At 36.4% G+C, this 20,549-nt stretch carries 23 protein-coding genes and 1 riboswitch; of the genes, 14 read left to right on the forward strand and 9 right to left on the reverse strand.

Annotation, left to right across the window (positions count from 1 at the left end):
* Window positions 1–194: 194 nt before the first annotated feature.
* Entirely contained in the window at window positions 195–1,691 is a 1,497-nt protein-coding gene (locus J7Q84_RS01870) for an ATP-binding protein (RefSeq protein WP_348519815.1), read from the forward strand.
* A gap of 110 nt (window positions 1,692–1,801) precedes the next feature.
* Here the strand turns inward: J7Q84_RS01870 and J7Q84_RS01875 are convergent, their stop codons facing one another.
* The gene (locus J7Q84_RS01875; RefSeq protein WP_247739027.1) at window positions 1,802–2,077 is read right to left on the reverse strand and encodes an aspartyl-phosphate phosphatase Spo0E family protein; all 276 of its coding nucleotides are present in this window, start codon (window positions 2,075–2,077) and stop codon (window positions 1,802–1,804) included.
* A 334-nt stretch (window positions 2,078–2,411) separates the two neighbouring features.
* On the opposite strand from J7Q84_RS01875, the gene J7Q84_RS01880 reads away from it, so the two are divergent.
* Window positions 2,412–3,182, forward strand: a complete 771-nt coding sequence (locus J7Q84_RS01880; RefSeq protein ID WP_481747525.1) for a divergent polysaccharide deacetylase family protein — start codon at window positions 2,412–2,414, stop codon at window positions 3,180–3,182.
* Window positions 3,183–3,268: 86 nt separating this feature from the next.
* Here the strand turns inward: J7Q84_RS01880 and cbpA are convergent, their stop codons facing one another.
* Window positions 3,269–3,895, reverse strand: coding sequence for a cyclic di-AMP binding protein CbpA (gene cbpA, locus J7Q84_RS01885; RefSeq protein ID WP_209092693.1), 627 nt, complete (start codon window positions 3,893–3,895; stop codon window positions 3,269–3,271).
* A 182-nt stretch (window positions 3,896–4,077) separates the two neighbouring features.
* Window positions 4,078–4,707 carry a class II aldolase/adducin family protein gene (locus J7Q84_RS01890; protein ID WP_209092694.1) on the reverse strand — a complete coding sequence of 210 codons (630 nt, stop codon included), beginning with the start codon at window positions 4,705–4,707 and terminating at the stop codon, window positions 4,078–4,080.
* 328 nt (window positions 4,708–5,035) lie between these two features.
* Here J7Q84_RS01890 and J7Q84_RS01895 point away from each other — a divergent pair, with 328 nt between their 5' ends.
* The 3 genes from J7Q84_RS01895 (at window position 5,036) to J7Q84_RS18475 (ending at window position 8,265) form a co-directional block, all read left to right on the forward strand.
* Window positions 5,036–5,875 carry a carbon-nitrogen family hydrolase gene (locus tag J7Q84_RS01895; RefSeq protein WP_209092695.1) on the forward strand — a complete coding sequence of 280 codons (840 nt, stop codon included), beginning with the start codon at window positions 5,036–5,038 and terminating at the stop codon, window positions 5,873–5,875.
* Between the two features lie 322 nt (window positions 5,876–6,197).
* A complete protein-coding gene (locus tag J7Q84_RS01900; protein WP_209092696.1) occupies window positions 6,198–7,970 on the forward strand; it encodes a B12-binding domain-containing radical SAM protein in 1,773 nt (590 codons plus the stop codon).
* A gap of 64 nt (window positions 7,971–8,034) precedes the next feature.
* A complete protein-coding gene (locus J7Q84_RS18475; RefSeq protein WP_209092697.1) occupies window positions 8,035–8,265 on the forward strand; it encodes a TM2 domain-containing protein in 231 nt (76 codons plus the stop codon).
* Between the two features lie 229 nt (window positions 8,266–8,494).
* Here J7Q84_RS18475 and J7Q84_RS01910 read toward each other — a convergent pair whose 3' ends face one another.
* The gene (locus J7Q84_RS01910) at window positions 8,495–8,650 is read right to left on the reverse strand and encodes a hypothetical protein (protein WP_209092698.1); all 156 of its coding nucleotides are present in this window, start codon (window positions 8,648–8,650) and stop codon (window positions 8,495–8,497) included.
* Between the two features lie 149 nt (window positions 8,651–8,799).
* On the opposite strand from J7Q84_RS01910, the gene J7Q84_RS01915 reads away from it, so the two are divergent.
* Window positions 8,800–9,141 (forward strand): DUF3905 domain-containing protein, encoded by a 342-nt coding sequence (locus tag J7Q84_RS01915; protein ID WP_209092699.1) that lies wholly within the window; start codon window positions 8,800–8,802, stop codon window positions 9,139–9,141.
* Between the two features lie 48 nt (window positions 9,142–9,189).
* Here J7Q84_RS01915 and J7Q84_RS01920 read toward each other — a convergent pair whose 3' ends face one another.
* From J7Q84_RS01920 to phaR, 5 genes are all read right to left on the reverse strand, one after another.
* On the reverse strand, window positions 9,190–10,494 hold the full coding sequence (locus tag J7Q84_RS01920) for a TrkH family potassium uptake protein (RefSeq protein WP_209093094.1): 1,305 nt from the start codon (window positions 10,492–10,494) through the stop codon (window positions 9,190–9,192).
* A gap of 107 nt (window positions 10,495–10,601) precedes the next feature.
* The gene (locus tag J7Q84_RS01925; RefSeq protein WP_209092700.1) at window positions 10,602–11,801 is read right to left on the reverse strand and encodes an NAD(P)/FAD-dependent oxidoreductase; all 1,200 of its coding nucleotides are present in this window, start codon (window positions 11,799–11,801) and stop codon (window positions 10,602–10,604) included.
* Between the two features lie 187 nt (window positions 11,802–11,988).
* Window positions 11,989–13,074 (reverse strand): class III poly(R)-hydroxyalkanoic acid synthase subunit PhaC, encoded by a 1,086-nt coding sequence (gene phaC, locus J7Q84_RS01930; protein WP_209092701.1) that lies wholly within the window; start codon window positions 13,072–13,074, stop codon window positions 11,989–11,991.
* 125 nt (window positions 13,075–13,199) lie between these two features.
* Window positions 13,200–13,943, reverse strand: coding sequence for an acetoacetyl-CoA reductase (gene phbB / locus J7Q84_RS01935; protein WP_209092702.1), 744 nt, complete (start codon window positions 13,941–13,943; stop codon window positions 13,200–13,202).
* 51 nt (window positions 13,944–13,994) lie between these two features.
* A complete protein-coding gene (gene phaR / locus J7Q84_RS01940) occupies window positions 13,995–14,453 on the reverse strand; it encodes a polyhydroxyalkanoic acid synthase subunit PhaR (protein ID WP_209092703.1) in 459 nt (152 codons plus the stop codon).
* A 204-nt stretch (window positions 14,454–14,657) separates the two neighbouring features.
* Between phaR and phaQ the strand changes: the two genes are divergently transcribed.
* The 8 genes from phaQ (at window position 14,658) to J7Q84_RS01980 (ending at window position 20,421) form a co-directional block, all read left to right on the forward strand.
* A complete protein-coding gene (phaQ, locus tag J7Q84_RS01945) occupies window positions 14,658–15,080 on the forward strand; it encodes a poly-beta-hydroxybutyrate-responsive repressor (RefSeq protein WP_209092704.1) in 423 nt (140 codons plus the stop codon).
* Between the two features lie 59 nt (window positions 15,081–15,139).
* On the forward strand, window positions 15,140–15,664 hold the full coding sequence (phaP, locus tag J7Q84_RS01950) for a polyhydroxyalkanoic acid inclusion protein PhaP (protein ID WP_209092705.1): 525 nt from the start codon (window positions 15,140–15,142) through the stop codon (window positions 15,662–15,664).
* Between the two features lie 89 nt (window positions 15,665–15,753).
* The gene (locus J7Q84_RS01955; RefSeq protein ID WP_209092706.1) at window positions 15,754–16,197 is read left to right on the forward strand and encodes a MaoC family dehydratase; all 444 of its coding nucleotides are present in this window, start codon (window positions 15,754–15,756) and stop codon (window positions 16,195–16,197) included.
* Between the two features lie 129 nt (window positions 16,198–16,326).
* Complete coding sequence (locus J7Q84_RS01960; protein ID WP_209092707.1) at window positions 16,327–16,515, forward strand: alpha/beta-type small acid-soluble spore protein; 189 nt, start codon at window positions 16,327–16,329, stop codon at window positions 16,513–16,515.
* A 142-nt stretch (window positions 16,516–16,657) separates the two neighbouring features.
* Window positions 16,658–17,362 carry an AzlC family ABC transporter permease gene (locus tag J7Q84_RS01965; RefSeq protein WP_209092708.1) on the forward strand — a complete coding sequence of 235 codons (705 nt, stop codon included), beginning with the start codon at window positions 16,658–16,660 and terminating at the stop codon, window positions 17,360–17,362.
* The gene (locus J7Q84_RS01970) at window positions 17,359–17,664 is read left to right on the forward strand and encodes an AzlD domain-containing protein (RefSeq protein ID WP_209092709.1); all 306 of its coding nucleotides are present in this window, start codon (window positions 17,359–17,361) and stop codon (window positions 17,662–17,664) included. The genes J7Q84_RS01965 and J7Q84_RS01970 overlap by 4 nt, the downstream gene beginning before the upstream one ends.
* 314 nt (window positions 17,665–17,978) lie before the next feature.
* Window positions 17,979–19,298 (forward strand): TrkH family potassium uptake protein, encoded by a 1,320-nt coding sequence (locus J7Q84_RS01975; protein WP_209092710.1) that lies wholly within the window; start codon window positions 17,979–17,981, stop codon window positions 19,296–19,298.
* Between the two features lie 60 nt (window positions 19,299–19,358).
* Window positions 19,359–19,508: riboswitch (yybP-ykoY riboswitch) on the forward strand.
* 106 nt (window positions 19,509–19,614) lie between these two features.
* Window positions 19,615–20,421 carry a TerC family protein gene (locus J7Q84_RS01980; protein ID WP_209092711.1) on the forward strand — a complete coding sequence of 269 codons (807 nt, stop codon included), beginning with the start codon at window positions 19,615–19,617 and terminating at the stop codon, window positions 20,419–20,421.
* Window positions 20,422–20,549 lie beyond the last annotated feature (128 nt).

Raw genomic sequence — 20,549 nt, forward strand, 5'->3', positions numbered from 1 at the left:
TTTTAAGTTAAAATCTCAAAATAAAAGTATTATAAGTACTTCCAAAAGACCATGTCAATACATATTCTTTTGCTATGAAAATTGGCCATTCAAGTACTATAACTTGAACTTATAGCTCAATCCGACAAAATTATTCCTTTTTCAATTTATTTTGCTTTATAATTAAGATATACCGAGCTTAAGGAGTCAAAATTGTGCACTCAACAATTCGAAATATTTTATTATACATACTGGTTGTTATCATTCCAACTATAAGTTTAAGTACATTGCTGCTCACCTATCATACATATACGATGAAGCAAGAGAATAAGGAACAAACAAAAGCAGTTGCCGATTTATATAGAGATTACTTAAATCGCTATATAGGAGAGGCTTCTTCAGGATTAGAAATGCTGGCGTTAGTAGTAAATACTACCCACAAAAACAAGGAAGCAATAGAAAAAGTTCTAAAAAGCACCAATGAAAAAGATGCGCGGTTTTCCGGCTTTTATTATGCAAACGCAGACGGTATCCTTTTTTTGGGCTCGCATCCAATCATAAATCCGGTAAATATAGCAGATCGTCCCTACATACAAGAAGTATTGAACAAAAAGAAAACTACAGTATCTCCTGCTGTTATAGATAGAATTAATCATAATAAAGCTATTGCCATTGCCACTCCCGTCTTGTCTCCCTTTACCGAAGTGACAGGTATTCTAATTTCAAGCTTGCGCTTTAATTATATCTCTGACACTTTAAACAGGCTCGAACCCAAATATGACTTCGAAGTATCAGACAATACAGGAACTGTTTTTTTGCATAATAACGAGCATATCAAACATACAACTGATAATGAAAAAATCACGCTTCCTGTTGATAAAGCTCAATGGCAAATAACCGTCTATTCTTTACCAATTAATAAATCCTCGCTTTATCCAAGTTTTTTTATTGAATTACTTGTGTCTTTGTTTTTAACAAATATCATTTTCTTACTCATTAAATATACGCTATTAAAGCAGCAAGCAAAACTAGAACGAAGACAAAATGAAGTGCAAAAGCTTGAGTTGGTGGGGGCATTAGCAGCAAGTACTGCACATGAAATACGTAATCCTCTCACAGGAATAAAGGGACTTGTTACTTTATTAAGCGAAAAATATAATGCACCAGAAGATCAGTTTTATTTTACTGTAATTCAAAAAGAAATCGACAGAATTAATGAAATTGTGAGCGAATTTCTAATTCTTGGAAAGCCTACTGCTGTAAAACAACAAATCTACGATTTAAAAGACATTATTAAAGAAGTATCATTAATTATTCAATCTGAAGCTAATTTGCACGGGATTGAGCTTATAACCGTAATGGAGGATAAAGATATTCCGATCGATTGTTCCAAAGATCACATCAAACAGGTAATCTTGAATATCACTAAAAATGCATTTGAAGCCATGAAACAAGGTCACACACTTACGATTGAAGTTGGTTCTCGAAATGAAAAAGCACAAATCCGCATTACCGATACAGGTGCAGGCATGCCTGATCAAATAAAGAAAAAAATATTCGACCCATTCTTTACCAGCAAAAAAACTGGAACTGGATTAGGGTTGGTTGTATGCAAACGTATTGTTGATATGTATAATGGTGAAGTTTCTATAATAAGTACAGAAGGAAAAGGAACTACGGTACATATTCTCCTGCCCCTTGCCAATATATAGCTCCCTGCCTGTCACAGATAGGGAGCTGTTATGAAAACGGTTGCTCTCTAGTCTTGAATAATACATGGAACTAAAATGCTAATTTCCTATCCTGCGAAGCTCTCTTTACATTAACGAAGTATGCTCGCCATAAGTAAAGCGAAAAAATTTTTTATCAGGGGCTGTGTTATTTTTCTATATGAAGATAACAATAAACAAGCTGCATTTTTTAATATATCTGCTACGAAAACCTTGTCCACTTTTTCTTTACAACGTTGATATTTTACTATTAAAACATCTAGCTCTTGACTAGCACGTATCGTTTCCATACTATCAAATCCATCCCTAAAAGCTGTTTCAATCATTTCTTCACGTTTATATTTAATCTCGAGCAATAGCTTGTCCATGATATACTTCCTTCTCCAAATTAACATGCTTCTCCCCCTCACAAGCAATGGCGCATTTCTCCAGTTTTATCCAAAATTCATCGCTATATGTTAGTAATTTACAAAATCTTAACCTCACTTTGAGAATTATTACAAATTATTCTATCTTTGTAAATACATTCGCAATAATAGACAAATTTTTTCTGTATTTTTTTCGTATTTGTCATATTATTCGCCAGTTCTGCTTTTTGAATGGAACTTATCCTTTCTCACTCGACATTCCATTCGGTTAAATTCGTCATTATTCGCAAAAACTAACAATAAATTTATATTTCATTGTTAAAAGGAGAGATTCATTATGAAGCGGCTAATTCCCCTGCTCATTTTACTTTCATTTTGCTCATTCCCCTTAATACCCGCAAAAGCAGCATCCGGTCATCGAGTAGTCATTGTCATTGATGACTTTGGTAATAATATGAAAGGAACAAAGCAAATGTTATCATTGCCCATCCCTTTAACTGCTGCTGTGATGCCATTTTTGCCTTCTACTAAACAAGATGCAATATCGGCTCATAAGAAGGGCTATGAAGTAATCGTACATTTGCCTATGGAACCTTATCGAGGAAAAAAAAGCTGGCTTGGCCCTAATGCGATTACCACTGATTTAAGCGATAAAGAAATACGAAAACGTGTCACAGATGCAATTGAAGATGTCCCCTACGCGATTGGCATGAACAATCATATGGGATCAAAAGCCACGGCAGATGAACGTATAATGCGTATTGTATTAACTATCTGTAAAGAACGCGGGTTATTTTACTTAGATAGCCGGACAAATTCTCAAAGTCTGGCATCTACAATAGGGAAAGAACTAGGTGTCCCTGTCATAGAAAATGAATTATTTTTTGATGACTTATATACCCATACTCACGTTACAAAGCAAGCAAATGTACTACTGCAAAAAATACAAACCGATCCTGTTCTCGTTGCTATTGGACATGTGGGACCACCGGGTGAAATAACATCCCGTGTGTTATCTTCCTATATTCCAAAAATAAAAGAAAAGGCTCATTTCGTTTTTCTATCCGAGTTAGCACCAGTGCAAACTCCTATTCCTATGCACTGAAAATCAGCAACTCGTTTAGATGAACTTAGCAATAATTTCATCAAAAATAAAGGAGAGGGTATCCCCTCTCCTTTTTCATTCTGAATTTAAATCCTATCTACACGGCTAACACGAAAATCTCTTTTCTCTATTTTGGCAACAAGCTTCTCTAATTCCACTTGACTTAATTCATCTGAAATATTCACGATGATTCTCCTCACATACTCATCACCGTTATCAAGTGTTAACAACCCGCCTATATTGTAGTTTTTTAAGACTGTTCCCAGCTCTTTAATCGTACCTTTATTGTCATGTGTCGCTAGTGTTAGCGTGTATCCTCCTATCTTCATTCCAAATGAATCTTCAATTACATCAAAAACATTGGAATGTGTCAAAATCCCTACAAAGTGATGGGAATCATTTAATACCGCTAAAAACGGCAAGCGTCTAATTGTGTAAAATGCCCGAAAGAAGGAATCTCTTTCAAATACATAGGCATGACCATCTTCTACAATACTTGTTACATTGTCTTCTTTCTTTCCATTTTTTTCATATAAATATTCTAAAATATCAACTTTATATACCAAACCCGCAAATGTTACTTTGTCTTTTAATAATACAGGGATACAACGGTATCCACTTTCTTTCATTTTTTGAGCCGCTTCTCCAATAGACTCTGTTTCAAGGCAATATACAACGTCCGTTCTAGGAACAAAATGGTATTTAACTCGCAAAATACGCTCCCCCTCATCTGAGTGATATGCAACTTATATATAGTAGCGAGGAGCCTCTTTTATGAAACAAAATGTTAAATTTAATAATTATATTAATAAAAGCGCTTACAAATTAAAAAGTGCCTATAATTTTTTAATAAAGAAACACCCTTGGAGCCCTTGCCCCACTGAGTGCTTCTTTATTAAATAACAGAGCTCTTTGTGCCTTTAATCATGAGAAGCTTCACATGATAATCCATAACAAATTCCAACCCTTCAAGCCATTTTTTCGTTTCTTGTGGAGTTTTCCCCCATACTACAATCCCTTGATTACGAATAAGCACAGCGCCTTGCTCTTCTTTAAAGCATGGCATATCTTCATCTAATAAGAAAGTAAGATTCTCTTCATTTGCAATGATTGGTATTGTTAAACGTCCATTTCCCTCTTTTCCAAATACACGCACAACATTATTATACTCAAACATTACTTCTCCTTGCTCTCGATATAAGTCAGCTATAAGCTGATTATTTACTGTACTGATATGCAGAACGCTTCCTGCTTTAGTTTTTTTATAGATTTCAGCATGAAGAGGAGCTTCTGAAGAAGGCTGTAACCCCGTCATAAATACAGGTTCGCACATGCTATTTACAACTACAAAATCATCCTCACAATGCTGGCGTTTATCTTTCCCATCCACATTTATAAAAAAAGTTAATGGATCCTGAGATATTCTCATTGATAAACTTCCACATGTCCCATAAAACCAATCCCTTGCAGCTAAATCTGCCTTTACCCTACGTAATTCCTTCCACTTATTAACAAAAAATATCATTCATTTCACCCCCGCGCAAATTTTCATTCTCATTCATTTACATCCATTTGTTATCTATAAACGTTTCGTTCGCCGTTTCCTGGTTTCACGAATTACAATTATATGGTTATTTATTATATGTTCTGCTTCTTTTTAAGTTTTTTGATAATTCTTAAAATTTAATTGAATTATCACATGATATCGATTTTTTGTCAATAACTTTTCTATATATAAAGACAATCCATTTATACAAACTTTTTTATAATGTATCAGCGTGTATTGACATATATTCTTATAATAAATCGTTTCTTTACGAGAGAATCACTATGAGAGACAGGTGTGTAAATGAATGAAGCTTACAGTTTCTTGTATACAAATGGATATCGTTTCTGGAGAGACTGGTAGAAATATAGCAAGGGCTGAATTACTCATGGATGAAGCTATGCAGCATCATCCTGACGTTCTTGTTTTGCCTGAACTTTGGACTACAGGACATACTTATAAAAACATTTTACAAATTGCAGAACCTGAAGCCGCTCAAAATTTTATGCAATCTTTCGCTAAACATCATGTAGTAAATATAGTTGGAGGATCACTCTTAAATAAACAGCATCACAAGACTAGAAATACAGCTTTTATCTATTCAAAAACAGGAACTTTAATCACCCAATACAGTAAAGTACATTTGTTTCAGCGCTCAGCAGAGCATTTATATTTTCAAGGCGGTGAAGAAACCGGATTGTTTCATATCGAAGGACGAAAAGCAGCTATTTTCATTTCATATGACATTCGTTTTCCTGAATGGATGTTTTTACACTCTTTACATGGAGCAGAAATTGTATTTGTCGTTGCACAATGGCCGAAAATCCGTCTTCATCATTGGCGTTCTCTGTTAATTAGCCGAGCAATAGAAAATCAATGCTATATCGTTGCTTGTAATCGTTGCGGTCAAGATGACAAACATATATACGCTGGTCATTCCCTCATCATAAATCCATGGGGAGAGATTATCGCTGAAGGAACAGAAAACGAAGGAGTGGTATCTGCTGAAATTGATACTGCTTTAGTCAAGGCTGTTCGCAGATTTATTCCCGTTTGGCAAGACCGACGACTGGATTTATATATACGCGAAAAAAATAAAGAATATAAAAATATATACCCTGAAAAAAAAGAAAAGCCTGAAATTTAAAAGGCTTTTTTCTTTTCCACTTTATTTAATATAGCTTCTTTTTCTTCATTATTTATCACCTGTAACTTACATAGCAGCTGGGTGTAAAATGTAAGTTTAATTTGTGTTCGTTTGTTCATTCTTTGTCCCTTTCTTTCCTTAAACCAACTTTTTTTATCTTAGTAAATACTATGTTGTAAGTTCAATTATGTGACCTGCCACAAGGAAATGATTGTTTCCCAATTTTTACATTTACTTAACGAAGTATGTACATGCTATAAAACTGTCAAAAATATGATAAGATAATATGCAGTGTGAAAAAAAGAAAAGTTGAGGGATTTTTATGAACGTAGTCATCAGTACATTAAATGCTAAGTATATCCATACAAACTTGGCTATTCGTTATATAAAGGCTTATGCAGCTCCCGAATTTAACCTTGAAATGGCCGAATATACCATTAAAGATCCGGCTATGAACATCGTGACAGATTTACATCGCCGAAAACCTGATGTTATCGGTTTCAGCTGCTATATTTGGAATATCGAAGAAACGATACAAGTTATTAAGATGCTGAAAAAAATTAATCCGGACATTATCATTTTTGTGGGGGGACCGGAAGTCAGTTATGATGTAAAAGAATGGCTTGAGCGTGTGTCTGAAATCGATTTTATTATCATTGGAGAAGGTGAAAAAGCCGTCAAACAACTTCTTTTTGAAATTGAAGGCGAAAAAAATTACGAAGAACTCAATGGAATTGGATTTGTAAAAGAAGATGGAACATATATCATTAAACCGCAGCGTGAAAAATTACATTTAAGTGAACTTCCATCACCTTATCGCTTTGAGGAAGACATACCACACCTTGGTAAACGAATTACTTATATTGAAACAAGCCGTGGTTGTCCATTTAGCTGTCAATTTTGCTTATCTTCTATCGAAGTAGGAGTTCGCTACTTTGATAGAGAACGAATCAAAGAAGATATTCGTTATTTAATGGCAAACGGTGCACGCATTATTAAATTTGTAGACCGCACATTTAACATAAGCCGTAGCTATGCTATGGAAATGTTTCAATTTTTAATTGATGAGCACGTACCTGGAACGGTATTCCAATTTGAAATTACAGCAGATATTATGCGTCCGGAGGTTATTGATTTTCTAAATAACGAGGCTCCTTCGGGGTTGTTCCGTTTTGAAATTGGCGTGCAATCTACCAACGACCGAACAAATGACCTTGTTATGAGAAGACAAAATTTCCAAAAATTAACTCGTACAGTTACGATGGTTAAGGAAGGGAAGAAAATCGACCAGCATCTAGATTTGATTGCAGGGCTTCCTGAAGAAGATTATCATTCCTTTAAAAAGACATTTAATGAGGTTTTTGCTCTTCGTCCTGAAGAGCTTCAGCTTGGATTTTTAAAAATGCTTAGAGGAACAGGTCTTCGTATACGCGCCAACGATCACAACTACGTGTATATGGATCATGCTCCATACGAAATACTCGGCAATAATATCTTATCCTTTGACGATATCATCCGTATTAAACAGGTAGAAGACGTTCTTGAAAAATATTGGAATGATCATCGCATGGATTACACAATTGAATACTTAGTATCGCAGGTATTTAAAACACCATTTGATTTCTTCCAAGACTTTGGAACATACTGGGATGAACAAGGCTGGATTCGCATCGGTCATCAGCTAGAAGATTTATTTAAACGCTTATACAGCTTTTTAAAACACAAAGAGGTAGCCAATCTTCATATTATTGAAGGGTTAATGAAAATCGATTACTTGAAGAACCACAAACATCGACCGCGCAAGCCATGGTGGGAAGATCGGACAACAAAAGATGTTCGTTCCCCCTACTATCAAGAAATTATTGAAAAGCCAAGCTTGCTTGGAACAGCATTTGAAGAGTTGCAATTACAAGAAAAAGACATTTACAAGCATACCATTTTGGAATTCTTGCCATTCGACTTTACAGCTTATATTGAAAATGGAGCCATTGTGGAAAGACAATCTGCTCTCGTAGCATATTTTGATCCAAAATCACTGCAATGCCGCCTCTATACCGCACCAATAGAATATTTTAGTGAGGTTTCCTCCTTATAACCTGCCAATTAGGCAGGTTATTTGTTCTTCTCCCCCCTACCTATTCATACATTATGAAAAAGGGGTGAGGAACATAAGCATATCAGAACGAAAATCATTTGGACTGGCACTGCTCATTTGGTTCTTTTTAGGAGGAATTGGAGGGCATAGAATTTATGTAAAAGAACGCATCAGTGTAATTCTTTGGTACTGGCTTATTTTTATGATTACATTCGGTCTTATTTGGATTATAGATGTGTTTTTAATAAAAACCTGGGTAGATGAAGCTAATCATAAGTACAAAACGAATTATTAAAAGACGGGTGCCAACTACCCGTCTTTTTTAAAGAATTAGTATACATATCTGGAGTATCCTTCTAGCTGTCATAGACCGCTTCATATTCTTGAATGGATTCTTCCGAACCATATCCATCTCTTTACTCATAAACATCACTCTTTTATTACTGGAGAACTCGTTAAGTTATAATTGCATAAAGAAGGAGACGTTCCTAGGAACCGTCTCCTTCTTTATAGAACAAAGTAATTTAACTGTTTTGCTTACCTTTTTTGGAGTTTCGATTTGCATACTTTGCAGTGCTTTCATTCTCATATTCCATCGCAAATTCTGCATCTGGCAAGCTTTCTGTTGGTGTCTTATTATTATTGGCAGCAGCATTATAATGTACTTTTCGTTTTGTCATAAAAATCCCTCACAAAAGTAAGTATAGTGAGTATATGCTCACATTAGTAGTATGAAACGAATACGAAAAACAATGAATGGAAAATATTGCGGACATATGCTGGACAACAAGCGGTCAAACTAATCAAAATGAGCAAAGAGGGTGACAGCATGAAAAACAGCAAACAAAACAACATCAACTCTCCTATCCTTGATGAAACACTTCCGCACCAAGCACATTTTCCTTCATTCAAAGGAACAGAAATGAAAATGCAGGAGCCATTTATCAATGCACACGGAGTTATTATTGGTGACAGTCAATATAATTCTCCCGATTCTCCACTTAATAATTGGAGCGATGAAATCGATCCTGCCACCATGGCAGGAGATGAATGGATTCATCCCACGAACGACATCGGATGGACCACTCCAGAAAATCAAGAGCTCTTAGAAGAAAAAAAAGAGACACACAGTAAAACTTTCATGCACCCCCAATATGGCATAAACGATTAAAATCCGACGAAAAAGTGTACATCAGCACTTTTTCGTCGGATTTCCCTTTTAGCCGATAATTAATTTCTCTTTTGGATAACGATATCGTTTCGCTTTTTCCCTTCCTCCTATTAAATATAGCAATGTTACTAATCCCACTCGTCCGATAAACATTAGTATCATAATAACAATTTTTCCCATTGTACTCAATTCAGGTGTGATACCGAGCGATAAGCCAGTTGTTCCGAACGCAGAACAGACTTCAAACACAATGTCTATAAGAGGAAACGATTCTGTAATTGTGAGTACCATAATGGAGACAAAACAAAGGCTAACACCAAGCATCGCTACTGCCGTCGCTTTAGTAATATCTTCTGTATACAATTCTCTTCCAAAAATACTGATTGTTTTGTGCCCCTTTGCATAGTAATACACATTTAAAATAGTTAATGCAAATGTAGTCGTTCGAATCCCCCCCCCTACTGAACTAGGAGATGCGCCAATAAACATAAGCAATCCTATCAATAAAAGTGTTGGTTCTGTCAATTGACTTACATCCATCGTCGTCAATCCTGCACTTTTTGTTGTAACCGATTGAAAGAGCGCATAGAACATAGTTTCATGCCAGGTTATGTTTTTAAAAAAATGGTTCCATTCCAATAACAAAATCATAATTGTACCAAATATAATCAAAATAAAAAAAATGGAGGTGGTCAATTTTGTAAATAAAGAAAAGCGATATGACCTTTTTTTACTATTCACAAAATAATTTTTCACTTCAATTAACACAGGGAATCCGATAGAGCCAAGAACGATTAAAATCATTGTAACAATTTGAACAAAATAGTCCTTATGATATGGAGCTAAGGAAGTTCCTGTTATATCAAATCCTGCATTGGTAGTGGCGCTGACTGCAGCAAAAAAACCATGCAAGTATGCTTCCTCTGGAGTTGGAAAATATGCTAAAAACCGTGTTCCCAGTACAATAGTCCCAATCACTTCAATTGTTAAGACAATGATGAGAATATGTATAATAAGATTAACAATACCCGATACACTGTATTGATTTTGGTCTGTCATAATGAGACGGCGCTGCTGAAAACTAATTTTCCGTCCCATTACAATCCAAATAAAAGTTCCGAGTGCCATCACCCCTACTCCCCCCAGCTGTAAAACTAGAGCAAGAACAACGATTCCTAGTTCATTGAACGTATCTGCTGTAGACACTACCGTTAATCCTGTAACACTGACAGCACTAACTGCGGTAAATAAAACATCAATGAAATTCCATTCCACCCCTTCTTTATGTACAAACGGGAGGCTTAGCAGGACAAATGCTATTATTGTGGCTATAATATAAAACACCACAATCATCTGAGCAGGAGTCAGCGATTTACTTTTAAATTTCACATAATCACCTAATTTTTATATGTATATAATTGTTATAACAAAAATATAAAAACAGTTCCACTCTCACCTCCCTAGCTCTTTCGATTCAAGATGGCTAAGTTCTTGCTTATTCCTTTTGTAAAGAGCTCTTTAAATATTTCTGCAAATATCATGCTATACACAGTGCCGTTCCCGCCGTATCCTAATGCAAAGTAGCAATTTGGCATATCCGGATATTCTGTTAAAAGCGGCATACCGTCATGCGTACTTCCAAACGTCGCTCCCCAATAATACTCTGCCTGTAAATTGTATTTTGGAAACATCTTTTTCAGTTCTGCAAGCAGTAAGTCTCGTTTATGTAAAATATGCTTATCTCGATACTCATCTAATATAGTAAACTCATCCAAGCCTCCCATTATAATACGTCCATCTACATATGTCCTGCAATATAAATACGGTCTTGCCGTTTCCCAAATAAGAGACTGTTCAAACCATCCTTCAAAATGAGGTATAGGGTTCGTTACGATCGCATAAGAACTTGTAAGAACAGCATTTTTGTCCGCTTTGTGTGTCTGCGCCTCGTATCCTGTGGCTATTATCGCCTTTTTAGCCGTAATTCTTCGTTTGTTGTTCGTAAAGAAATGAATTTCTTCCCTATTATACGCATGTCCAACAATTTCAGTATGTGCATAAATACGAATCCCTCTTTCCAAAGCTTTATCTAGTAAAGCAAGTGACAAGCGTACTGGGTTCACCTCTGCATCTCCTTTTGTGTAGAGTGCTGCAGGCTTAGAAAAAGGATACCGCTTTTCAATATCGGTTTGTGTAAAAAACTCTACAGGAAAACCATGCTTTTTTAAAATTTCATACTCTTTTTTCAACATATTAACATCGTTCTCTTCACTCGCGAAATATAAGCTTCCTCTCCGTATAAAATACGGATCAATATTCAAGGATGGTACAATCTCATCTAATGTATTCAATGCTTCATAGCATAATTGATAAAAACGGACGCCCTTTTCCTCACCAAACGAATGAATAAATGAAGTTAGTGTTTTATCATTGGAAAATTGCAGCAATCCTGTATTTGCGCTTGTACTGCCATGTGCAGCCTTTCTTTTATCCACCACTACCACATCCATACCAGTTTGGGAGAGCATATATGCTATGTGGGCTCCTGTTTCTCCGCCTCCTATAATTAAAACATCGCACATAATATCTTCTTCTAACATTGGAAATGATGGAGCTTCTATCGTTTGTGGCCAAAATAGTTTCCCGCTTTTTAAGTTCATTCACATACCCTCCTCTTATCGGTTCTAATTTAGTATGTGTTATTTTTTTAATTGTTCATTCACATTTCTTAACCTTAAGCATTCAGTATACAATATCATTTTTAATTCGATGCTTCCAATAAAAACAGCCTGTTTATGAACCTTCTCTAGGTTCGTAAACAGGCTGTTATCATTCGTTATCACTGACTTACTTTGAACGCTTCTCGAGCCATTCTCCAATAGTTGGATATGTTTGTTTGACTGCAGTCGGGCCATATACAACTGACATATGTCCTGTAGAAAGACAAACATATTCTTTATCTTTGCTAGAGATATGATCAAGTAACGCTTCTACTTGACAAGGCATAGCTATATGATCACGTGATGCAGAAATATTTAAAACATTCGCTTTAATATTTTCTAGCTTCACTTGCTGTCCGCGAATAACAAGCTCTCCTTTTACAAGCTTATTATTTTGATAAAACTCGCGGATCCATTGTCGATAGGACGCTCCAGGAAATGGAATACCGTCTGTTACCCATTTTTGTACCAGTTTCCAGCTTTCTACAAAACGCTGGTTATCAGAGCGATCCAGCAAGGTTACATAAGGTCCTACAAAATTGGTAATTGGCTTGAGCATTTTGTTCCCAAAATCAATCATTTCTGGAGGAATATTGCCAAGAGTATCTACCGCTTTATCCAAATTAAAATACTTCTCATCCAATACTACACCATATAATCCTGTGTCTGAAAAATCAAATGGACTTGTCATAAACACTAGGTTACGAATCGGCATATGAGGATGCAGTGCCGCATAAATAGAGGTTAACGTTCCGCCCATACAATACCCCAATAAGGAAATTTCATCTGCTTTAGACGTACGCAACACCTTTTTAACTGCTTTAGAAATATAATCCATAACAAAATCATCAAACGTTAAGTCACGATCTTCTGGTCCGAATGTTCCCCAGTCAAGCATATATACGTCAAAGCCTTTATTTACTAAGTACTCAACCAAACTGTTTCCAGGTGTTAAGTCCATAATATAGGGCTTATTAATTAATGCATAAATTAAAAGAATAGGTACCGGATGGGTTTTTTCCTGTGTAGAAACGTAACGGTACAGTTTTGTTTTATTTTTTGTCCAAACAACTTCCTTAGGTGTTAGCCCAACTTGAGGCTCAGGCTCGCGTAGCAAAATTTCACTCGCACGCTTAAAGCGTTTGTAAGCGTTCTTATATTCTTCCGGATAATAATCTAACTGCTTTTCCCATTCTGTCATTACAGTTGCCATATTTCTCATCCCCTTTACTGAAAATACATATATTGAAATCCTCACATAAAAAACCTTTATCCTTGAAAAAAGAAGTGCATCCTCTCATTCAAATCAAAGCATAACAGAGATGCACTTCTTGAGTATTACATGTATAATCCGCCGTTAATGTTCAATTGCTGTCCTGTAATATATTCTCCGTCACGGCATAGGTATAGAACACCACGCGCGATTTCATCTGGCTGACCAAAGCGCTTCTTTGGAATTTTTGCAACGATTTGTTCACGAACCTGCTCTGGTACTTCTGCTACCATTTCTGTAGCAATAAATCCAGGGCAAATCGCGTTAACGGTTACATTTGTTCTTGCAAGCTCAAGTGCCAATGACTTTGTAAAACCAATCATACCAGCTTTTGCTGCAGAATAATTTGTTTGTCCAAAACCGCCAGCCTGACCAATAATGGAAGAGATATTGATGATTCTTCCATTATCAGATTCTAAAAGAGGCTGTAAGGAAGCTGTTGTTGTGTTATACACACTGCTTAAGTTTACATCGATAACGCGATCCCAATCTTCACGGTTTAGCTTTTTAAATGTACGATCTCTCGTAATCCCAGCATTATTTACAAGGATATCAAGCTTACCAAAGCGTTGCACAGTTTCTTCCACTAGACGTTGCGCATCTTCAACTTTGGAAACATCGGCTTGGCACATATGAACTTCACAGCCTTCTGCTGTTAATTTATTAACCAAAGTTTCCGCTGCATCTTTGCTGCTGTTATAGTTAATAACAACTTTTACGCCCTCTTTTGCTAAAGCTGTTGTAATTGCTTCTCCAATTCCTTTCGCTCCACCTGTTACAATCGCTACTCTGCCTTCTAAATGAACCATTACTTTATCCCCCTCAATGTTGTATGCTGAACGTCTATAGAATCAAAAAGCTTACCGCTTTGACTCTCCCTTTTGACTATGTAATGCGGTTAACAATGTATGCTGTTTTTCAAGGTGCTCTAAAATTTTATCCACTTTGCTTTCAAGAGCACGAATATCGCTTTTCATTTTAGTTATGTCGCGTTTCACTGTAGGAGACTGTTCGAGAATATCTACTTTCTCTTCCAGGAACTCTTCAATGCCGTCAACCTTGTTTTCAAGATTAACAACAAGAGAAGCCACTCGAGCGATATCGTCTTGCGTCGGCATATTCACTTTTTCTAAATAATTCTTCGTTACATCGTTAAGCATTTTTTGCTGAAATAAATTCATGTCTAAAATGCTGCCCATCCAAGCAGAATACTCTTCAGTCTGCAACGTTTCATTCAATGTTTTGCCCCAAAATTTTTCTGTTTGGTCGTATGCATCCTTCCACGCTTTCAACGGATCAAACGCTTTTTGATCGATCATTTCGCCTACACCCCTTTGATTTCTTTTTTTGAAAAACATTTCAATCTATTCATTATTTTCTAACATTTATTAAAATCAAGCAAGAGGGAAAAAATATTTTATATTTTCTAACAATTCAATTGACATCTAAAACAGATAGGTGTAAATTACACATATAAGAAAAAGTTACCAAATTTGCAATGAATCATGAGAGGATGAACTATCATGATAGAAAATCACTCTAGACAAAACGAACTAGAAAAACAACTGAATGTCATGCCAAAAAACTTCTTAGTTCCTTTTCTTCTTCTTTGTTTGAAAGATTGGAGCCTTCACGGTTATAAGCTCATTCAAATGTTGATGGATATGGGATTTTCCTCTATCGATCAAGGTAATGTATACCGTACACTCCGCAAGCTTGAAAAAGAAAACTTAATTTCTTCTAAATGGGATACAAGCGAAGGCGGCCCTGCAAAACGTATTTATTCCCTAACAGAGTACGGAGAGAGCTATTTGAAGACATGCGCGTATTCTTTTGCACAGTATCAAAACATGCTGGGAACCTTTTTTAACCTTTATACCAGCGCATTTTTCCCATTTATGCAGACAAAAGAGAAAAATGAAACAAAAGGTGATTCTGCAGACTAACTGCATTCACAATAGCAACTAAAACCAAAGTCATTTTATTTCAATTAGGAGGTTCCGTAATGGAAAATAAACAATTCGAATTAACGAACACACTTTGGAAGCAATGGGCAAATTCATTCTCCGTGCTTTCTTCTACCGGCAAGCAAATGGAGCAAATCACGCTAAACACAATGAAACAGCAACAAGAAGCATGGAATAAAATGGCAGAAAGCATGGATATGATTGAACAGGAAATGACACAGCACTTTTCTCAAATGACTTCTCAGTATGCTGACTATGTGAAACAAATTGCAGGCAACCAGTTAGGAGCTCAAATTGATGAGTGGCAACACAAATGGAATGAGCTTACATCTCAGTTACAACAAGTGACAACTGCACCTGTAAAGTCTTCTTTCTCTGTACTTTCCCAAACAAGCGCACAATTAGAAGAAACAATGAAGCAATTTTCAGTGCAAAGTCAATTACACCGTGAAGATGTCCAAAAGCAAATGGAATCTTTTTTACAAGAAGTGCAAGCAGTACAGACTGATTTAACAAAGAAATTTGAGGAACACACAAAAAACCTTTTTACTCCGATAAAATAATAACCATTATCACCAGTGACTATCGTCTCTTTCTACCTGCATTCACATCCTTGTCTTTTTTGTTCGGCGGTAGAAAAAAGGAGGATGGAATGAATATTTTTAAGAAAGCGGAACTTGTCCCTGAGCTTACGTATAATCAAATTCATATTGGCGATCAAGCATTCATCACAAAAACCGTTACAGACGAGGATATTCGCACGTTTGCCCAACTGACCGGTGATGTAAACCCAATACACTTATTGGATGATTTCGCTGAAAACTCAATGTTTGGAGAACGAATCGCTCATGGTATGCTTGTAGCCGGTTTTATTTCTACTGTATTAGGTACAAAACTTCCAGGAAAAAATACCATTTACTTATCACAAAACGTCGCTTTTAAAGCACCTGTTAAAATTGGTGATACATTAAAAGTCCTCGTTGAAGTAATCCAAAAACGTGATGATAAAAAAATAATTACATTGCAAACCAATGTATACAATCAGTTTGATAAGCTTGTAGTAGAAGGAACTGCAGCCATTATGAAAAAGGAGTAGCGATATGCTACTCCTTTTTCATCCAATAACTGCTAGCCTCCCCTTTTACTTCCGAGTATGCACATGGTGGAAAAAGAAACAATAAAAATACCAGCATCAAGCTGGAACCACCAAAGGAGATGAATTATAATGGCTAGAACAAATAAATTACTCGTGCCTGGCGTAGAACAAGCGCTGGATCAATTTAAATATGAAATTGCAAGTGAATTTGGTGTAAGCCTCGGATCTGATACAGTTGCTCGCGCAAATGGTTCTGTAGGGGGCGAAGTGACAAAACGTTTAGTGGCAATGGCGCAATCTCAGCTTAATGGAAAATAATTCGAATATATATGGATGATTACCGAGCGTTTGCTCGGTTTTTTCCTGTTTCTCTGGAATAAAGAAGGATTTTTGTTTCTTGCTATCGTATTTTACTTGGACTACATAATTCTTCAATTCCGTAAGACAAGGAGGAATAATTTTGAATACTGTATCTGCTGTTGTAGAACAAAAGCCTGAGTTTCAAACAGGATTAAAAGACGGAATTGGAATCGCTCTAGGGTACATCCCTATCGCATTAGCATTTGGATTATTATCCAAAACAACAGGATTAACCTTTTACGAAACAGTTGCCATGAGTGCTTTTGTATTCGCAGGAGCCTCGCAATTTATGACATTAACGCTGCTTGCAAGCGGAGCTAGTGCACTCGAAATCATTTCAACAGTCTTTATTGTAAATATTAGACTACTATTGATGACTACCTCTCTAAAGGAGAAGCTTGAACAGAGCACCTTTCTCCCAAAGGCTCTTGCTGCGTTCGGCCTTACAGACGAAACTTTTGCTGTTGCATCTACCCGTCCAGAAACTCTCACCTACTCTTATGTGATTGGGCTAAATTCGATTGCCTACAGCAGTTGGGTTATTTGCTCTGGATTAGGTTTCTTTATCGTCAATGTATTGCCACATGTTGCACAAGAAAGTATGGGATTCGCACTATATGCCATGTTTATTGCTTTATTAGTACCTTGCCTTGTAGAACGCAAAACCATTTATTTGTCATCTTGTGCCGCTCTAGCCAACAGCTTGCTTTCACAAGTACTGTCAACAGGTATCTCTATCTTCTTTTCCACACTTTTCGCTGCCGTTTTCATTGAATTCGTGTATACAGGAGAAAAAACATCATGACTATTTCGATACTGCTAATAATCTTAGGAATGGCTTTTGTTACCTTTGTTCCTAAACTTTTGCCTTTTATTTCAATAAACAATGAAAAGTTGTCACCAAAGGTAAAAGGCGTACTGAACAATATCCCATTTGCAATTCTTGGAGCACTTATTTTTCCAGGAGTATTTACTGTGCATACAGACATATGGGTAGGAATTATCGGAACGGCTATTGCCTTTTTGTGTGCCTATTTACGCTTAAATGTTCTGATTGTTATGCTTTGTTCGATTGGCTCCATTGTATTATATTTAATAATCCCTTAAAGGAACGTGTGGTGATGCGTTCCTTTTTATAGTTCGGAGTATTTTACGGGTGGAAAAGGAAGCATTAACCTCTTTCATATGCAAAGCTCCTTATAAATGCACTCAAGCTTTGCAAGACTTACAAGAAACCGGGATTAGTTATCCTAATTTTAAGGATGTGATTCCTATCATCGTCACATACTATCAACAGAATAAGCATAATAGGTCCAAACACATTTTTATTTCTTAAAAATCTTTACGTATAAAAACATAACCCTTTATACTAAAAAGATAAATTCTTCATAAAACTTCCTATGAGAAAGGTGCAAAGAGTTATGAGATTTTTTAGTATTCGAATGAGCCCGCCTCAGCTGCTGGTACTGTTATTTCTATCATTGACAGTCATCGGGACGATTTTGCTGAAGCTTCCTATTGCTACAACGACACCTATTTCTTGGATTAACGCTTGCTTTACAACTGTATCAGCTTTTACAGTAACCGGACTCGGTGTAGTAGACACTGGTACAACCTTTACTCTGTTTGGACAGCTCGTTATATTAACGTTAATTCAAGTCGGCGGATTAGGTATTATGAGCTTCGCAGTATTAATTTTTATTGTTCTCGGTAAAAAGATCAGCTGGAAAAATCGAATTTTACTTCAGCAAGCGTTAAATCAAACAAATGTAGGCGGTATTATCCGTTTAGCAAAGGCCCTGTTAATTTACTCTATTGGTGTGGAGCTGTTGGCTATGGTCTTTCTATCACTTGAATGGGTGCCAGAGTATGGCTGGAAAAAAGGACTGTATGCGAGCTTTTTCCATTCTATTTCAGCCTTTAATAATGCAGGATTTTCCATTTGGCCTGATAGTTTAATAAGGCATGCTGCCAGTCCCCTTGTCAATCTTGTTATAACTTCTGTCATTATTTTAGGCGGGATTGGTTTTACTGTTGTTGTGGATATTTGGACAAAACGCCGCTTTTCTCGCTTAAGCCTCCACTCTAAGCTTATGATTATTTTTACGTTTATTTTTAACCTAGTTGGGATGCTAGCTATTTATGGATTAGAACGTAATAACATTAATACCTTGGGGAAATTAAATGAAGGAGAAAAAATACTTGCGGCTTACTTTCAATCGGTTACTACACGTACTGCAGGCTTTGATACAGTTGATATAGCAAACCTTACAGAGCCAACATTACTGGTAATTATTTTATTTATGTTTATCGGTGCTGGAAGTGCTTCTACAGGGGGCGGTATTAAACTCACGACCTTTTTAGTTATTGTACTCGGTGTCATTAAGTTTTTAAAAGAACAAGACACCATTGTCATTTTTCGAAAAGCGATCGAAGATAAGGCAATAGTCAAGGCCATCGCGATTACCTTGATCTCTATCATGTTTTCATTTGTGGCAATTTTGACTTTAAGCATTACAGAAAAAGCACCACTTATGCAAATAGTATTTGAGGTTTTTTCTGCATTTGGTACGGTAGGGTTAACGATAGGATTGACAACTGCACTTACCTTTACTGGAAAATGTATTATTATCTTTATGATGTTTTTCGGTAAGCTGGGACCTTTGACTCTCGCCTTTACACTAGCCCGAAAAAATGTAGTGAAAATCAAGTATCCGTCAGAAGATATTTTAACAGGATGATGTTTGAGTGCATATGATTCACCAAAAGAATAATTGTTCATATCTTGTTAATAACCAAATATCATATTCAAAGGGGAGTAGCGTCAGGGATACCTGCCCTGAAACAAAGTCGTCATTTCATGGATTCTCTCCATCGGCTTTGTTGACATACTGTTTACATATGTCTAGCAAGACCTTTGCCTATCAGCGGCAAAGGTCTTTTTAATGTCCATTTGAAGATTCTTCCGCCGTTTTTAGAGCTTAATTTGGGGATATTACACAAAGAGGGAGTTTCATTCTTCTTTGTTTTTATTGATATTATAGGAGGAAAATTGAAATGGAACTTTCTTTAATTTTAGAATATGGCTGGGTTCTGCTTATTCTCATCGCTTTAGAAGGCATTTTAGCAGCCGATAATGCTTTAGTTCTAGCTATAATGGTAAAACACTTGCCGGAACAAGCACGAAAAAAAGCATTATTTTACGGACTTGCCGGTGCATTTATATTTCGCTTCGGCTCATTATTTTTAATCGCATTGCTTGTCGATGTATGGCAAGTGCAAGCTATTGGAGCTTTATACTTGCTATTCATTGCTATACACCATTTGGTGAAAAAGTTTTTCTTAAAAAACAATCATAAGCAAAAGGTTCACAAAAGAAAGAATCAAAATTTCTGGATTACAGTTCTGAAAGTAGAGCTAGCAGATATTGCTTTTGCTGTTGACTCTATTCTAGCTGCCGTAGCACTTGCTGTGACATTGCCTCCCATCAACATCGGGACAATTGGCGGATTGGATACAGGGCAATTCCTCGTTATATTAACCGGAGGTATTATCGGGTTAATTATCATGCGGTTTGCGGCTACAGTATTCGTAAAGTTATTACAACGAAAACCCGGCTTAGAAACTGCTGCTTTTCTCATCGTTGGATGGGTTGGTATTAAACTTGCTGTATACACCGTAGCACACCCAGCATTGCACATATTTCCCCATGACTTTCCATCATCTTTGCCATGGAAGTTAACCTTCTGGATTGTCTTGCTTAGTATCGCTGCATTTGGCTGGTTCTTATCTAAAGAAAAACCAGCCGAACCTGAAGAAGTGGATATGGAGGAATATGAGAAAATAGAAACACCTATAACATAGCGTGCCGTCATTACAGCGCGATTCTATTTACCGTTAATATCGTTTAGTCTAAAATAAGTGTTCATATAATCATTTCATATAATCACTACAGAGTGATGCAATAAATATAAGCCTGTGTTTATCATTTT

This window comes from Bacillus sp. 165, assembly GCF_017742235.1.
GTDB lineage: Bacteria > Bacillota > Bacilli > Bacillales > Bacillaceae_G > JAGHKQ01.

Coding starts and splice junctions, on each gene's coding strand:
- phaP (WP_209092705.1), top strand. CDS start 15,140: ATGGAAAATAAACAATTCGAATTAACGAACACACTTTGGAAGCAATGG.
- J7Q84_RS01955 (WP_209092706.1), top strand. CDS start 15,754: ATGAATATTTTTAAGAAAGCGGAACTTGTCCCTGAGCTTACGTATAAT.
- phaR (WP_209092703.1), bottom strand. CDS start 14,453: ATGATCGATCAAAAAGCGTTTGATCCGTTGAAAGCGTGGAAGGATGCA.
- phaC (WP_209092701.1), bottom strand. CDS start 13,074: ATGGCAACTGTAATGACAGAATGGGAAAAGCAGTTAGATTATTATCCG.
- J7Q84_RS01900 (WP_209092696.1), top strand. CDS start 6,198: ATGAACGTAGTCATCAGTACATTAAATGCTAAGTATATCCATACAAAC.
- J7Q84_RS01875 (WP_247739027.1), bottom strand. CDS start 2,077: ATGGACAAGCTATTGCTCGAGATTAAATATAAACGTGAAGAAATGATT.
- phbB (WP_209092702.1), bottom strand. CDS start 13,943: ATGGTTCATTTAGAAGGCAGAGTAGCGATTGTAACAGGTGGAGCGAAA.
- J7Q84_RS01920 (WP_209093094.1), bottom strand. CDS start 10,494: ATGATTGTGGTGTTTTATATTATAGCCACAATAATAGCATTTGTCCTG.
- J7Q84_RS01975 (WP_209092710.1), top strand. CDS start 17,979: ATGAGATTTTTTAGTATTCGAATGAGCCCGCCTCAGCTGCTGGTACTG.
- J7Q84_RS01915 (WP_209092699.1), top strand. CDS start 8,800: ATGAAAAACAGCAAACAAAACAACATCAACTCTCCTATCCTTGATGAA.
- J7Q84_RS01960 (WP_209092707.1), top strand. CDS start 16,327: ATGGCTAGAACAAATAAATTACTCGTGCCTGGCGTAGAACAAGCGCTG.
- J7Q84_RS01970 (WP_209092709.1), top strand. CDS start 17,359: ATGACTATTTCGATACTGCTAATAATCTTAGGAATGGCTTTTGTTACC.
- J7Q84_RS01895 (WP_209092695.1), top strand. CDS start 5,036: ATGAAGCTTACAGTTTCTTGTATACAAATGGATATCGTTTCTGGAGAG.
- J7Q84_RS01980 (WP_209092711.1), top strand. CDS start 19,615: ATGGAACTTTCTTTAATTTTAGAATATGGCTGGGTTCTGCTTATTCTC.
- J7Q84_RS01890 (WP_209092694.1), bottom strand. CDS start 4,707: ATGATATTTTTTGTTAATAAGTGGAAGGAATTACGTAGGGTAAAGGCA.
- phaQ (WP_209092704.1), top strand. CDS start 14,658: ATGATAGAAAATCACTCTAGACAAAACGAACTAGAAAAACAACTGAAT.
- J7Q84_RS01925 (WP_209092700.1), bottom strand. CDS start 11,801: ATGAACTTAAAAAGCGGGAAACTATTTTGGCCACAAACGATAGAAGCT.
- J7Q84_RS01910 (WP_209092698.1), bottom strand. CDS start 8,650: ATGACAAAACGAAAAGTACATTATAATGCTGCTGCCAATAATAATAAG.